Source organism: Paenibacillus sp. FSL W7-1088 (genome assembly GCF_037969855.1).
In the GTDB taxonomy this organism is placed as follows: Bacteria; Bacillota; Bacilli; order Paenibacillales; family Paenibacillaceae; genus Paenibacillus.
Window position 1 is genome coordinate 3,196,895 of record NZ_CP150216.1, and the last position, 14,473, is coordinate 3,211,367.

The 14,473-nt window shown below is 44.5% G+C and carries 14 protein-coding genes; 11 read left to right on the forward strand and 3 right to left on the reverse strand.

Annotated features, from left to right (window positions below; translation table 11 throughout):
* Positions 1-43: 43 nt before the first annotated feature.
* Together MKY42_RS14600 and MKY42_RS14605 are read left to right on the forward strand one after the other, a co-directional pair.
* Positions 44-1,252, forward strand: coding sequence for a macrolide family glycosyltransferase (locus tag MKY42_RS14600; protein WP_179264974.1), 1,209 nt, complete (start codon positions 44-46; stop codon positions 1,250-1,252).
* A 176-nt stretch (positions 1,253-1,428) separates the two neighbouring features.
* Positions 1,429-1,722: a DUF3817 domain-containing protein gene (locus MKY42_RS14605; RefSeq protein WP_090897315.1), complete on the forward strand. Its 294-nt coding sequence runs from the start codon at positions 1,429-1,431 to the stop codon at positions 1,720-1,722.
* A gap of 115 nt (positions 1,723-1,837) precedes the next feature.
* Here MKY42_RS14605 and MKY42_RS14610 read toward each other — a convergent pair whose 3' ends face one another.
* A complete protein-coding gene (locus MKY42_RS14610; RefSeq protein WP_177185693.1) occupies positions 1,838-1,975 on the reverse strand; it encodes a hypothetical protein in 138 nt (45 codons plus the stop codon).
* Positions 1,976-2,140: 165 nt separating this feature from the next.
* On the opposite strand from MKY42_RS14610, the gene MKY42_RS14615 reads away from it, so the two are divergent.
* The 6 genes from MKY42_RS14615 to MKY42_RS14640 all read left to right on the forward strand — a co-directional run bounded on the left by MKY42_RS14615 (position 2,141) and on the right by MKY42_RS14640 (position 8,803).
* The gene (locus MKY42_RS14615; RefSeq protein ID WP_090897318.1) at positions 2,141-2,494 is read left to right on the forward strand and encodes a thioredoxin family protein; all 354 of its coding nucleotides are present in this window, start codon (positions 2,141-2,143) and stop codon (positions 2,492-2,494) included.
* A gap of 187 nt (positions 2,495-2,681) precedes the next feature.
* Positions 2,682-3,704: a LacI family DNA-binding transcriptional regulator gene (locus MKY42_RS14620; protein ID WP_111618905.1), complete on the forward strand. Its 1,023-nt coding sequence runs from the start codon at positions 2,682-2,684 to the stop codon at positions 3,702-3,704.
* Positions 3,705-3,821: 117 nt separating this feature from the next.
* A complete protein-coding gene (locus MKY42_RS14625; protein ID WP_179264973.1) occupies positions 3,822-4,814 on the forward strand; it encodes an ABC transporter permease subunit in 993 nt (330 codons plus the stop codon).
* Positions 4,815-4,829: 15 nt separating this feature from the next.
* Positions 4,830-5,717, forward strand: coding sequence for a carbohydrate ABC transporter permease (locus MKY42_RS14630; protein WP_090897325.1), 888 nt, complete (start codon positions 4,830-4,832; stop codon positions 5,715-5,717).
* Positions 5,718-5,787: 70 nt separating this feature from the next.
* Complete coding sequence (locus tag MKY42_RS14635) at positions 5,788-7,431, forward strand: sugar ABC transporter substrate-binding protein (RefSeq protein WP_339852010.1); 1,644 nt, start codon at positions 5,788-5,790, stop codon at positions 7,429-7,431.
* A gap of 22 nt (positions 7,432-7,453) precedes the next feature.
* Positions 7,454-8,803, forward strand: a complete 1,350-nt coding sequence (locus tag MKY42_RS14640) for a glycoside hydrolase family 30 beta sandwich domain-containing protein (protein WP_339852013.1) — start codon at positions 7,454-7,456, stop codon at positions 8,801-8,803.
* A gap of 301 nt (positions 8,804-9,104) precedes the next feature.
* On the opposite strand, the gene MKY42_RS14645 is transcribed toward MKY42_RS14640, so the two are convergent.
* Complete coding sequence (locus MKY42_RS14645; RefSeq protein WP_090897333.1) at positions 9,105-9,503, reverse strand: hypothetical protein; 399 nt, start codon at positions 9,501-9,503, stop codon at positions 9,105-9,107.
* 222 nt (positions 9,504-9,725) lie between these two features.
* On the opposite strand from MKY42_RS14645, the gene MKY42_RS14650 reads away from it, so the two are divergent.
* On the forward strand, positions 9,726-10,835 hold the full coding sequence (locus MKY42_RS14650; RefSeq protein WP_339852017.1) for a glycosyltransferase: 1,110 nt from the start codon (positions 9,726-9,728) through the stop codon (positions 10,833-10,835).
* Positions 10,836-10,863: 28 nt separating this feature from the next.
* Positions 10,864-11,934 (forward strand): glycoside hydrolase family 99-like domain-containing protein, encoded by a 1,071-nt coding sequence (locus MKY42_RS14655; RefSeq protein ID WP_090897338.1) that lies wholly within the window; start codon positions 10,864-10,866, stop codon positions 11,932-11,934.
* A gap of 69 nt (positions 11,935-12,003) precedes the next feature.
* Here MKY42_RS14655 and MKY42_RS14660 read toward each other — a convergent pair whose 3' ends face one another.
* Positions 12,004-12,828, reverse strand: coding sequence for an AraC family transcriptional regulator (locus tag MKY42_RS14660; protein ID WP_339852020.1), 825 nt, complete (start codon positions 12,826-12,828; stop codon positions 12,004-12,006).
* 121 nt (positions 12,829-12,949) lie between these two features.
* Here MKY42_RS14660 and MKY42_RS14665 point away from each other — a divergent pair, with 121 nt between their 5' ends.
* The gene (locus tag MKY42_RS14665) at positions 12,950-14,419 is read left to right on the forward strand and encodes an alpha-L-fucosidase (RefSeq protein WP_339852023.1); all 1,470 of its coding nucleotides are present in this window, start codon (positions 12,950-12,952) and stop codon (positions 14,417-14,419) included.
* Positions 14,420-14,473 lie beyond the last annotated feature (54 nt).

Consider the following 14,473-nt stretch of genomic DNA (forward strand, 5'->3'; position numbering starts at 1 on the left):
TTACACCATTTGAAGCACGTAGTATAACAAAGGAGGGATAATTATGGCACGTGTTTTATTTATTAACGGTGGATCAGAGGGACATGTCAATCCAACGATTGGTGTGGTACAAGAACTTATTTCACGAGGGGAAGAGGTTGTGTACTTCACTATAGAAGCGTATCGGGAACGTATGGAAAAGACAGGGGCTGTAGTCCGAACCTTTGACGGTCAAAAATTTATTAAAGCTTTTATCTCAGGTGGCAGAGATTATTTGCTTGAACGAGTCAACGGTCTTTTGCTTACGGCAGATATCGTCATTCCGAGTGTCCTTGAACAGATTAAGGGTGAACAATTTGATTACATCGTCCATGATTCCATGTTTGGCTGCGGACGTTTGCTTGCGCAAATACTGAAGCTGCCTGCAATTAATTCATGCACTTCTTTTGCGCAGACCGAAGAATCATTCAATCATTTGATGCAACACTTTTTCTTGAATGTTCCTGCCGAAATCGCTCAACCTATAAACGATACATTCCATAGTCTGACGAGCAGGTTACAAGAAAAATATGATGTAGAGATTGCTTCTCCCTACGAAGTGTTTTGCAATCCCGCACCGCTTACCATCGTATATACAACAAGGGAATTCCAGCCTTATGGAGATGCATTCGACCATACCTATAAATTCGTAGGACCGTCTATTTTTTTCAGATTAACGCATGAAGACTTCGACATGGAAGCAATTAAAGGGAAAAGACCTATTTACATTTCACTGGGTACAATTTTTAACCAGGCTCTTGATTTCTATAAGCTTTGCATGGAAGCATTGGGGAATACCGAGCATACAATTGTCATGTCTGTAGGGGATAGAACACAAATTACGGCACTGGGAACAATTCCGGAAAATTTTATCGTTAAACGTTATGTTCCACAAATGGATGTATTGCAGTCCGCAAAATTATTTATCACACATGGCGGGATGAACAGTACCAATGAAGGTTTATATTACGGGGTTCCCCTCATTGTACTCCCTCAGAGCGCGGACCAGCCGATCATCGCTGAGCAGGTTGTTAGCAGGGGAGCAGGCATCAGCTTACAAATGCAAACCTTGACTGCCAATCAGCTCCATGAAACGGTAGATCATGTGTTGAAGGTTCCTTCTTTTGAGAGAGCTGCTGCGAATCTGAGGGAATCCTTTCGAAAATCAGGCGGATATCATTATGCTGTTGATGCGATTTTCGAATTTAAAACTCAACATCACCTGCACGGATAGTTCAGTCATTAATTATTCAAAATTGAAGCATTTCCGAACCAGAACCATGCGGTATACTGAACAAGACGTTTCAAATGAAGCTGCATTAGTACAGATGATGTGGCTTCAAGTTGAAACATCTTGTAACAAGTTACATAATTCACATACTATCCGCTGGAAAGGTGAGATTGAACAGGATGAAGACGGTCACAGGTCGATTCAGAATTGCAGGCATATGGGAAGGTGTATCCTTACTGCTGTTGATTTTTGTAGCCATGCCGCTAAAATATTTTGCCGATATGTCTTCCCCGGTAGCGATTATGGGTATGATTCACGGTATTCTTTTTCCACTATATCTGATCACGCTTGTACATTTGGCTGTTGTGAAGAAGTGGAAAGCTTCACGCTGGTTCATGGGCTTGGTAGCAGGTTTATTGCCTTTTGGAACTTTTGTATTCGAGTCCTATCTTCGCAAGAGAGACTGGAAGTAAGGGTTGCAGAAAAGAACAATGACAATGACAGCAGGCGACCAACTCCGGATGTTATCCGAACGGGTCGCCTGCTCGTTTCTGTGCAAATTCTTTTCTTGGAAAGAGTGTGAACGCGTTATTTTACGGTGCCTGTTTCACGATCCGATAGCAGGCTAACTCCAATATTACCAGAGGCATCAGATGCAGGTGCATACGCGGAGAAGGAGATAACAGCAATGAGGGCAGTAAGCAGAAAAAGAAATGATTTTTTCATACAATAACCTCTTTTCATATGGGATGATCTTCCAACTATATTTTAATGCAAACAGGCTGTGTTTGAAAAGAAAAGTTTAGGCGAGCGCGAGATTTGTACAGTTAGACATTCGTGATAAACTAGGGTTTAACTCTAGCTGTCAACTGACCGAAAGGGATGATCCTTATGAGAGAGCTTAATGACATAACATCCATAGAAATGATCGAAGAGATGATTCAACAATATGAATTGGTCTTTTTGTATGTATCAAGGCCAGAGTGCAGTGTATGTCATGCTTTACTTCCCAAGATTAGGGAGTTACTTGAACCTTATCCGATGGTGTATCTGGCCCACATCAATGCCAACCAAGTGGAAGAGGTGGCGTCCAGGTTTCTTATTTTCACAGTTCCCACGATGATTATGTTGGTGGAGCAGAAGGAATATATTCGAGCTGATCGTTTTGTTCGCTTGCATCGATTGGAAGAGCAGGTACAACAAATTTATCATATGTACACGCAGAATGGGGAACAAGAAGCATGATTATCGGCAGCTCACAGAGGAGCTGCTTTTTTACATATCTGTCTCTAACGACAGTGCTAAGCAGCCATGCCATGATCATAGCAAAAGAATGTGAAAAATAATTAAAAGAAAAAGTGTTGTATTGAAAACGGTTTTATGCTAATTTAAAATATATAAAAACGTTTTTATAGCAAAGGACCAAAAAATTATGGGAAAGATTACAATTAAAGATGTTGCACGGGAAGCCGGGGTATCCATTTCTACGGTTTCCAACGCCTTGAACGGCGTGGATGTCTTAAACCCAGAGACCAAATCACATGTCCTGAAGGTTGCTGAGCGTTTAAACTACGTTCCCAACCTGAACGGCAAGCTGCTAAAATCCGGGCAAACCAAGATGCTGGGCTTTTTCACCACAAGTGTGTCGGGTCCGTATTTTTATAAGCTGGTTGAATCCATGTCTCGCGAATGCGATCGTCTGGGTTACGGGCTCAATGTGTTTGTGACCAAGGATAAGCAGGTCATTATGAGTAATATTCTGGGTCGACGTGTGGATGGTGTCATCATCTACGAAGAACTGCGGATTGATGAGCAGGATATTATCGCTATGGAGAAAGACAAGATCAAGGCTGTATTTCTGGATCGGGTCTATCAGAGCGATACGATGGGAAGCGTCATTTTTGACTCCTATGTAGCGGGTTACGAAGCGACCAAATATTTAATTGGACTGGGACACAAGAAAATTGCCTACATATCCGGCGTGGACACCATGTTTGACAGTAATCAGCGTAGAGATGGTTATCTGGCCGCTTTGCGTGAGTACCAGCTTCCAATGGATGATGATTACATCTTACAGGGATATTTTGAGGAAGAGGGCACCTATAGTGCGGTAAAATCTTTTCTTCATCTGCATCCTTCCAAGCTGCCTGATGCTTTTCTTGCAGGAAACGATGTAAGCGCAATCGGCTGCATTCATGCCCTGAAGTCTCATGGCTTCGAAGTTCCTCAGGATGTAAGTGTAGTAGGCTTCGATGATATTGATATTGCCCAATATTTTTCCCCGCCATTAAGTACGGTAAGAAACCAGATTGCAAGGCAGGGTATCCTGGCGGTCAATCACCTGGTTCGCATGATCAAGAAGAAGGAACATGGGGTTTCACAGAAACTGGCGGGTGAACTGATCATACGGGGTTCAAGTCATGTGAAGATGGACCGCAGTGATTTTTCAACATAGGTGATTCAATCATTTCCGGTCTTTTTTAATTATAGATTTGAGATTAGGGGGTTTTTTTGTCGGAAAATAAAAACGTTTTTATGATGGAATGCTTAAGTTGGAGGGGAGCAAAAGAGCGTGAGTAAATTAGCCGTAGAGACGTCGTCCACCGGTAAAAAGCCTGTAGGACCGGGGGGAAGGAAGACAATTGGACAAAAAGTAAAAGAGTTTGTCATCGATTATCGAAGACAATGGGAAATTCAATCGATGATTATACCCGGCATCATTTTTATGATTATTTTTTGTTACATTCCCATATACGGATTGACGATTGCATTCAAAAATTACACCGTCATTGATACGTTGTCTAGCGCACCGTGGGTCGGTTTGGAAAATTTCAGAATCATTATGTCCGACAAATACTTCTGGGATGCTGTAGTGAATACGCTGGGGATCAGCTTTCTGAAATTAGGTATCGGGTTCGTTATTCCTATTATCCTGGCGATCATGATCTATGAACTGAACAGCGGACGCTTCAAAAAGTTCGTGCAAACGATTTCATATCTGCCTCACTTTCTGTCCTGGATTGTATTGGGCGGTATGCTGATCACCTGGTTTTCAACAACGGGATTATTTAATCAGCTGTTACTCAGCTTGGGACTGATCTCGCAACCGCAGAACATTTTGCTGGATGCAGGCAAGTATTGGTGGATTGCAGTTTTATCCGATATTTGGAAAGAGGCCGGCTGGGGAACGATTCTGTATTTGGCGATTATGTCGAAGATTGATCCTACGTATTACGAAGCAGCCAAAATCGATGGTGCAAGCCGTCTCAGACAAATCTGGAATATCACATTGCCTAACATGAAGTCGATCATCAGCCTTAATCTGATTCTTACTGTAAGCGGTTTACTTGGTTCCAATCTGGACCAGACACTCGTTCTGATGAACTCGCAAAACCGTGATAAGGCAGAAGTTATCAATTCGTATGTATACCGTATGGGGATGTCACAGGGTGACTTTTCGTATGCTACCGCGGTTGGTCTGGGCGTCTCGATCGTGTCCGTTATTCTGCTGGTCACCGCGAACAAAATTACAAGCAAATTAAACGATAATCAATCTGTGCTGTAGAAGGAGGCATCCCGTGTGAATGGAAAGGTGGCTAAAGAAGATCTCGATAGTCGGATCTTTGATACCTTAAATATTATTTTACTCGTTATTTGTACTGTCGTTATTGTGGTTCCGCTCTGGAATGTCATCATCTCTTCTTTTAGCTCGGGCAAGGCTTTGGCGGAAGGCGGGTTCATCTTCTGGTCACCGGAGTTCTCGCTGGAGAACTATAGAGCCGTGTTCAACGATTCGAGCATCTGGCAGGCGTTCTTCATCTCCGTGTCCAAAACAACAATCGGAGTTGTTACACACGTGTTCTTCTGTGCCATGGTCGGCTACGGTCTGAGCAAAAAGTACATACGTGGCCGTAAACTGTACGTTGCCATGGGGGTTATCACGATGTTCTTCTCAGGCGGAATGATCCCAACGTACTTATTGATCAAATCACTCGGCTTGCTCAACAGCTTCTGGGTGTACATTATTCCGGCATTGTTCAGCTTCTATGATGTCGTCATTCTGATGAATTTCTTCCGGAATGTACCGGATTCCCTGGAGGAGTCTGCCAAAATCGATGGTGCAGGAGACTGGCATATTTTCCTCAAAATCTTCATTCCGCTGTCCATGCCAGCGATGGCAACCATTGCATTGTTCAATGGGGTGGGGCAATGGAATGACTTTATGACAACCAAGTTGTACATTACCGATCAGTCGCTGTATCCACTTCAGATGATGCTGTACGAGATTATTGTTCAATCCCAAACACAATCCATGCAAAATGTGGGCGGCTCGGCAGTCATCGAAACAACGACGAAAGGGGTGCAGCTGGCCACGATTGTTATTACCACGCTGCCGATTGTACTGATCTATCCCGTCCTTCAAAGATACTTTATCTCGGGTATGATGCTCGGTGCAGTCAAGGAGTAAAAGAAATCCAAGCTTGTTCGAAAGTTCGCTCTATTCAATATTTCTCACCTAACCTTAAGGAGGAAACAATATGTTCAAGATGAATAAGGCAGCAGGCCAAAAAGGCGTTAAACTGTGCGCGGCATTGCTGACAGCGGTGATTATGATTACAGGCTGCAGTGGTGGTTCAGGGGGTTCAAGCGAAGGCAACTGGGTTTCCATTGAAGACCGCTATACAGTCGATCCGGAAAAACCAGCGTGGCAGCTCGATAAAAAGGAAGAAGTCACGGACCTTACCTGGTATGTTAATGCGGACTGGTGGAACACGGATTTCGGCAAAGACATTGTGACCAAAAAGATCAAGGAAGATCTGAACATCAATATCAAATTCATTACTGGTGATGACACGAAATTGAATACATTCTTTGCCGGTGGCGACATGCCTGACCTGCTGACCGTGTTTGACTCCAACTCTCCTGTAGTGCAAAAAGCTGCAACCTGGGCTCTGCCGCTGAATGATCTTGCGGAGAAATATGATCCATACTTCAACAAAGTCGCAGCTGCGGATACCCTGAACTGGTTCCAGCTGGCTGATGGCAAGACCTATGGCTATCCGAACTACTCCAATACTCAGGCCGATTATGATAGTGGCAACATCCCGGCCAAAACGGCCTTTATCATCCGTAAAGATGTGTACGAAGCTTTGGGAAGCCCTGTCATGGGAACGCCAGAGGAATTCGAAAATGTGATGAAACAGATCAAGGAAAAGTTCCCAACGCTGATTCCATTTGGTTTTAACTCAATCGGGGAAGGAACAGGTTCACTCGGAGATACGTTGCAAGACTTCATTGGTGTGCCGCTTGAAACTGAAAATGGAGAATTCTATGATCGCAATCAGGATGAAGATTATCTTACATGGCTGAAGACTTTAAATAAGGTATACAGAGACGGAAATATCAGTGATGACAGCTTTGCTGATGATGGTACGGCTTTTGAGGAAAAAGTGAAATCTGGAAAATATGCAACGATGCTGCTGGATGGCACACCTCAACAGGGTGGAAATCTGCAAATTTATCTGAGTGCCAATGAAGGCAAAGAGTATGTAGCCGTTGATGGACCGCAAAGCACTAAGGGTAATGCACCAACACTCAATCAATCCGGCATTACAGGCTGGATGATCAACTTCATCTCCAAAGACGCCAAAGATCCGGCTAAAGCCATTCAAATCTTTACGTACCTGCTGAGTGAAGAAGGTCAGCTTCTGATGAACTATGGTATTGAAGGCGAGACGTATGAAAAGAATGCAGACGGTACGGTTGAGCTGCTCCCAGCTGTGAAGGATCTGCAGCTGCACAATGCGGACAAATTCAAGAAGGAATACCGGATGGGTGAATTCATGTTCTTTGGTCATGACCGTCACAAAGCACTGAGTGCGGATGCATTCCCGGAAGCGATTAAACAAATGCAAGAGTGGGGCAAAGGCAAACTGAAACCACACTTTATTCTGGAGAATATTAGTCCGAATCAAGGAACACCTGAAGCACGTGCGTTGTCAGCGATCAACGCCAAGTGGAATTCAACACTGGTAAGCATGGTGCGTGCCAAAGATGATGCCTCTTTTGACAATGCACTCGCTGCTTACAAGTCATTTTTAGGTGAAAACCGTTGGGATGACATCGTGAAGGTCCGTAGTGAGAAAATGAAGCAAAATAAAGAGAAATTGGGTATCCAATAAGAGGAATATGGAGGGAAAGCATATGACGAAATTCAAAATGTACAAATCCACGGGAGAAGATGCATTGTTTGTATCCGTCTCCCAGGATCAATTAAAACCGCAGGACTCCGGCAAGGAGACTACAACCATCCTTCTGGATGATCAGCAAACGTATCAGGAAATGGATGGATTTGGGGCTTCTTTTACGGACTCATCTGCCTATCTGATCAACCAGATATTAAGCGAAGAGCAGAGAGCTGAAGTCATGACCCGGTTGTTCCATCCCGAGGAAGGCATTGGATTGTCGGTCATCCGCAATCCGATGGGAGCTTCCGACTATGCCAGAACCGTATACAGCTATAATGATCTGCCAGAAAATCAAACGGACCCGGGATTATCCGGGTTCAGCATTGCACACGATGAAGCGGATGTTATTCCTTTGACTCAAAAGGCTTTGGAGCTGAATCCTGAATTGAAGCTGTTCGCTTCTCCTTGGAGCGCCCCGGGCTGGATGAAAACTAGCGGCTCCATGATTACAGGTCAATTGAAACATGAGTGGTATCCGGCATATGCGGACTATTTTGTGAAATATATTCAAGCCTACGCATCCCATGGATTGCCTATCCATGCAGTAACACCACAGAATGAGGCACTTTATGAACCAGGACATTATCCCGGCATGTTGATGCCAGCTGAAGCCCAAGCAGACTTTATCAAAAATCATCTCAAGCCGGCTTTGGTCCGCAACGACATCCAAACCAAAATCCTCTGTTATGATCACAACTGGGATCGTCCGGATTATCCGCTGACAGTACTTGATGAGGCGGCAGAAGAGGTAGATGGAGTCGCGTGGCACTGGTATGGGGGCGAGGCCTCGGCACAAACTAAGGTGTATGAAGCCTTTGCTGGTAAAGAGGTCCACTTCACTGAAGGATCAGGCGGGGAATGGATTCCTCCATTCGAGCAGGCTTTCTCCAATGTGATCAGAACAGGTATTGAGATTCTTCGCAATTACAGCAAATCTTTTGTGCTCTGGAATATGGCACTGGATGAGAACAACGGTCCTACCGTTCCTGGCTTCGGGAAAAGTACATGCCGCGGCATTGTGAAGGTTAACCAGCAAACAAAAGAGCTTACCTATACACTGGACTATTATGCCCTGGCTCATTTCAGTGCATTGATTCGTCCAAAGGCTGTGCGGATTGACTCTTCCTCCAATGAGGCATCCATCCGTTCGGTTGCCTTCAAAAATACGGATGGTTCGATTGCCGTCGTTCTATTCAATGATGGAGAGCAAACCGGAAATGTGCAGGTGAACCTTCGCAATGATGAGCTTTTACACCTGCAATTGGAATCCAAAGGGGCCTTGTCCATTTTGATCAACCCTGAATAAGTCGTCTTAAGGTGCCAACGAACCTACTACACCTTAAACGGCGAATTTTCAAGGAATGCACATTTTAACGAACCTCAGTGACGTTATTCCGTTACAAAACGGGGTTATAACCTTAAAAATTGGCCCCATTAACGAAATAACGTCTCTGTAATTCGTTAGATCACAGACCTAGGCTAATAGAAGCAAATAGCGTGTACCAGATTCGTTAAAACAAAATAACGATAACAAGGGGATGTCCATCGTCATATTCATGACTTTTGGGACATCCCCTTTATACTACGGCCTATATTACGTGCGAAACCTACACGCGTTGAATCGCTAGATTTGGTGTTCCTCCGCTCTCATCAATAAACAGAACATACTTATTCCCGCTGGTGCCTGTTAATACTAGACCCGGCTGATTAAGTACACCGGGATTATAATATAATAGCTGCTGGATGAGTGGCAAGGCAACTGGATGAGTCGGCTGATTCATCGCCATGAGCTGAGTTGTTGCTTTTACACTGTCTCCTGCCTCGATAACCCCACCGACACCCAGATTATTTGTAATGGAGGAGCTGTCGTTAATCTGCAAGCTGCCAGCAACCGTCTGTTCTCCATTCACCTGCAGATCCAAGCCAATGGTTACATTACCGTTTACCTGCAAATCCTGATTAATGGTTTGATTTCCCGTGACAAGAATGCTATCGAATGTTGGCAATCATATCAACTCCTATCTGGTTTGATATATTTTATGAGGACAAGAACCGGATGGACACGGGGTTGTGGCACATTTAAAGACACGGGTGAAGCCCATCTTTGAATAGTTATACACCTAAAAATGAGGCGATAGAAACCTAGCCAAAGACAAATGCATATTGTAGGCAATGAGAGTTAATCCGCTTCGTGATTGGAGGGTATGGTCATCAAAAAAAGGAGGCGTATGCCAGCCAAGTCCCCAAAGAGTCGGCGTCCTGTCCAGCATCCCAATCAGGTATACCTCAGACAAATGAACGCAACATTGAACCGAAAACTCAAATCAATCCGGCGTCATCTGGTGTTACAGCAATCGGATCTGCAGCAGCATCTTATGAAAATGATTCAGGACGGTAAGGAACAGTCCATGGCTAGTAAAGACAATGCGAATATTTCGGATTCTCCCCGTGTTCATTATAAACAGCTGAAGGTCCTCCTGATTACTCCTTCAATAGAACGAAAAGGCTCGGCGAACTCTATTCTGATCGAACAGAGCTTGAGGCATTTGGTTCAACATGTTAATGAAATCAAAACGATTCAGTCGTTGGCAGATCATACGGCAGGGCAGGATTTGGATTTGATTCTGGTACTGGATGGAGAAGATGCTCTGTCGAATCAGAATTTGGAGGCGTTGAGGACATCATCTGCCAAAAAGGCGATTTGGTTGTCGGACCAGTCGGATGTAAAACAGATGGAATCAATCATCTCCTTTTTTGATTATGTGTTTACACAGCATTCGACCCAGATTCCCTCGGATCAGCATATGGGGAATGTCTCATGCCATACCATACCTTTTCCACCGAATCCCGCTGTGTTCTGTCCACAGGTGGTGGGAAGAGAATATGAATCCGATGTTTATATCATTGGGGATGCACACCCAGGCAGCTGCCTGTTTGCTCTTGCCACTCATGCGTGGTTATCGGATAAAAGAGTGCGAGTTGAAGGACAGGGGTGGGAGAGATTCGGTGCATTTGTGCCCGTGCAACCTCATGAAATTCCGGAAAAGTTATACAACGGCACCAAAATTGTTGTTCAGGACAACTCTTCCGTTAGACATATCATGGAAGCAGCTGCGTGCGGCACATTTCAACTTATTTCGGCTTCTTCAAGCGGCCCCTTGAACACGGATGATTTCCAACGCTATGCAACATTTGAAGAACTTGTACAGAAGCTTGGACATTATTGGGACCATGTGGATCAACGAAGATTAGCTGCCTCCCGGGCACTTTCTTATATGAAGTACAATCAATCCTATCTTCATAAAAGTTTGCAGCTTATGGATATTATTTTCCAATGAATATGTCTGTTAATTGGAGGAGTCCTGCTTGAAGCTTATTGCATTACACTTACCTCAATTTCATCGGATTGTGGAGAATGACATGTGGTGGGGGGACGGGTTTACAGAATGGACCAATGTAAAAAAAACAATCCCCCTTTATCCAGGCCATCTGCAACCCAAAAAGCCATTGCATCAGAACTACTATGATTTAACGGACCCCAAAGTACGCAAATGGCAGGCTGACACGGCCAAAAAGTACGGAATATACGGATTCTGTTATTATCACTACTGGTTTAAAGGAAAACGATTGCTTGAAAAGCCGTTTGATGAGATTTTGGAAAGTGGGGAACCGGATTTCCCTTTTTGTTTGTCATGGGCTAATGAAACGTGGACACGCAAATGGGATGGACGCGAATCGGATATTCTTATTTCTCAGGACTACGGGGAAGAGAGTGACTGGAAACAACATTTCGACTATCTAATCAGAGCGTTTAAGGACAAACGATACATTCGTGTAGAGGGAAAACCGCTATTTCTGATTTATCGGCCTGCAAGCATACCTCGATGTCAGGAAATGATTCATTATTGGCGTAGGCTTGCGATAGAACACGGGCTGGAGGGTATTCATTTTGTGCAGACGATCGGTGGATTTCCTACCTTTAATCAACCTGTCTTTGACGCAAGCATGGAATTTGAGCCCCACTATACGTTTGCACATGGTCATATGAATGGAATCTGGATTGAACTGGACATCCAGGGGCAGAAGCACATTGTGGTGAACTACGATAAAGTGTGGTCATCCATTCTCGAAAGAACACCTCACCGAAACGGGGAAGTCGTATATCCTGGTGCATTTGTGAATTGGGACAATACACCGCGCCGATCGATTGATGGACAAAGTACAGTAGGGTCAACTCCTGAAAAATTCGGCTTGTATTTATCGCGACAGATAACGAGAGCCAGGGAATTGAACAGCAGTGGCTTCCTGTTTGTCAACGCATGGAATGAGTGGGCGGAAGGGGCGTACCTTGAACCCGATGACGATTATGGGTACGCCTACTTGAGAGAGGTCAAAAGAGTGGTTGAGCAAGAAGCGGGCAAGCGCAGCAAGATATGACAATGGAGTTCCCTGTGTGGGGCTCCATTTGCTTTTGGGCAAGTGAAATGATGTCATCTTTGTCGATGTTCAGACCATGATTTGTTTGCGGTACTCCGTTGGATTAAGACCAGTATGCTTTTTAAATTGCCTGGAGAAGTAATATAAGTCACTAAACCCAAGGTGCTCTGCAATGGCAGTAATTGTTTTTGGCGTACAGGTCAGTAGTTCTTTGGCCTTTTCCATTTTTTTGCTGGCAATGTAGTGCATGGGTGGAACACCGATGTGCTGTTTGAAGAAACGGATGAAATAATTGGGATGCATGTATGCAATCTGAGCCAGATCCCGGACAGAAATATTTTCTTCAATATTGGAATCAATATAGGCCAGTATCGCAGATATTTTCTCCACAACAGGCACATTGATATAACTGATCTGTTCCTGATCCACATGCATAATGTAGTGGGACAACAACTCTATTAATTTGCTTTTTGCCATCATATGCGCATAGACTTCACCGGATCGGGCGTAATCAAGAATGCTGTTGAATATTTCCTGTGTCAGCTCGGGCCGATCCGATGAACAGAAGTGGGGGAAATTCAAAATTTGAAATAGGTTGATGCCTCCAACCTTCGCGCTGAAATGACACCAGTATTTGAGAAAAGGACGATCACTGATGGCAGAATAAGACTGCGTGACCCCTTCCGGCATCAAAAAAAGCTGTCCCGGTGCAGGATAATACTCCTGATCGCCGATCTTGAGCCAGCCCTCGCCCTCACAGATCAAATAAAATTTGCTGTAATCGGGTGTGTAATCGATGTCCCGCCAATCCGTATCGCAGCGATTGAAGTTGACCATGAACAATTCAATTTGCAGATTGGACAGGTAGTTTGTGAGCAGTGTCTGATGATTCATGATCCTCATCTCCCCTACAAGGTTAGTATTGTCCAAGCAAAAGTTAATGTTCTGCATGTTTATCTGTTCAATCAGCTACTACAATACAAGTGCAGCCGATAACGGAAGGGATGAGAACCGAATGAGAACAATGCTGGACAAAAATGAATATTTGCAGCAGATCGACAAAACGATTGCCGAAGGTAAGTATAAGGACAACTGGAATTCACTTAGCGCATTCGAGGTTCCCGAGTGGTACAAGAACGCCAAGTTCGGTATTTTCATACATTGGGGTCTGTACTCGATCCCTGCTTATGACAGTGAATGGTATTCACGAAATATGTATATCGAGGGTTCCAAAGCGTATGAGCATCACCTTGCTGTCTATGGTCATCCCAAGGCGTTTGGCTATAAGGATTTCATTCCGATGTTCCGCGCCGAGAAGTTTGACGCAGACGAGTGGGCAACACTTTTCAAGCAAGCCGGAGCCCGATATGTGATGCCTGTTGCGGAGCACCATGATGGCTTTCAAATGTACAAAAGCTCCATCTCTCACTATAACACATATGAAATGGGACCCAAACGGGATTTGCTGGGTGAGATGAAGGTCGCGTATGAGAAGCAGGGACTTACCTTGTGTGTATCGTCACACCGTGCTGAACATTGGTTTTTCATGTCCCATGGAAAAAAATTTGATTCAGATGTTAAGGAGCCGCTCAAACGCGGTGATTTCTACTGGCCTGCCATGCCAGAACCAGATCATCAGGACTTATACGGCTCACCTCCAACGGATGAATATCTGGAAGATTGGCTGATTCGTTGCTGTGAACTGGTGGATCAATACCAGCCGAGCGTTTTTTATTTTGACTGGTGGATCCAGACGGCAGCGTTCAAACCTTACTTGAAAAAGTTCAGCGCCTACTACTATAACAAAGGTGAAGAGTGGGGCATTCCGGTAGCGATTAACTATAAACATGATGCCTTTATGCTCGGCTGTGCCGTTCCCGATGTGGAGCGTGGACAATTCGCCGATCTGAAACCGTATTTCTGGCAAACGGATACGGCTGTCGCCAAAAATTCCTGGTGTTATACAGAAAACAACAACTATAAAACAGCGGATGAGATTATTAGGGATCTCGTCGATATCGTGAGTAAAAATGGCAGCCTGCTGCTGAATATCGGTCCAAAAGCAGATGGCAGCATCCCGGATGAAGACAGAGATATTTTGCTTGCCATAGGTCAATGGCTGAAAGTGAATGGCGAGGCGATCTATGACACGACGTTCTGGCGAACGTATGGGGAAGGGCCGACCGAGGTGAAGGAAGGGCAATTTACAGATGGCGAGACCAAGATCTTTACAAGTGAGGACATTCGTTTCACTGTAAAAGAAAGCTGCCTTTATGCCACGGTTATGGCCTACCCGGAGAACGGGATTGTTCATATCCGTTCGTTGAAGGAAAACTCTCATCATTTCCATGGACTGATTAGGGACATTCAGGTATTGGGCTTCGAGGAACAACCGGAATGGAGCAGAACGGAAGAGTCCTTGACGATCACGACAAGGAACGTGCATAGCGGCTCACCCGTTGTATTTAAAATAGAGCTGGATTAAGAGAAAAGATCAAAGGGCTATAACCAGCAGCGATATGTACTGGTTATAGCCCTA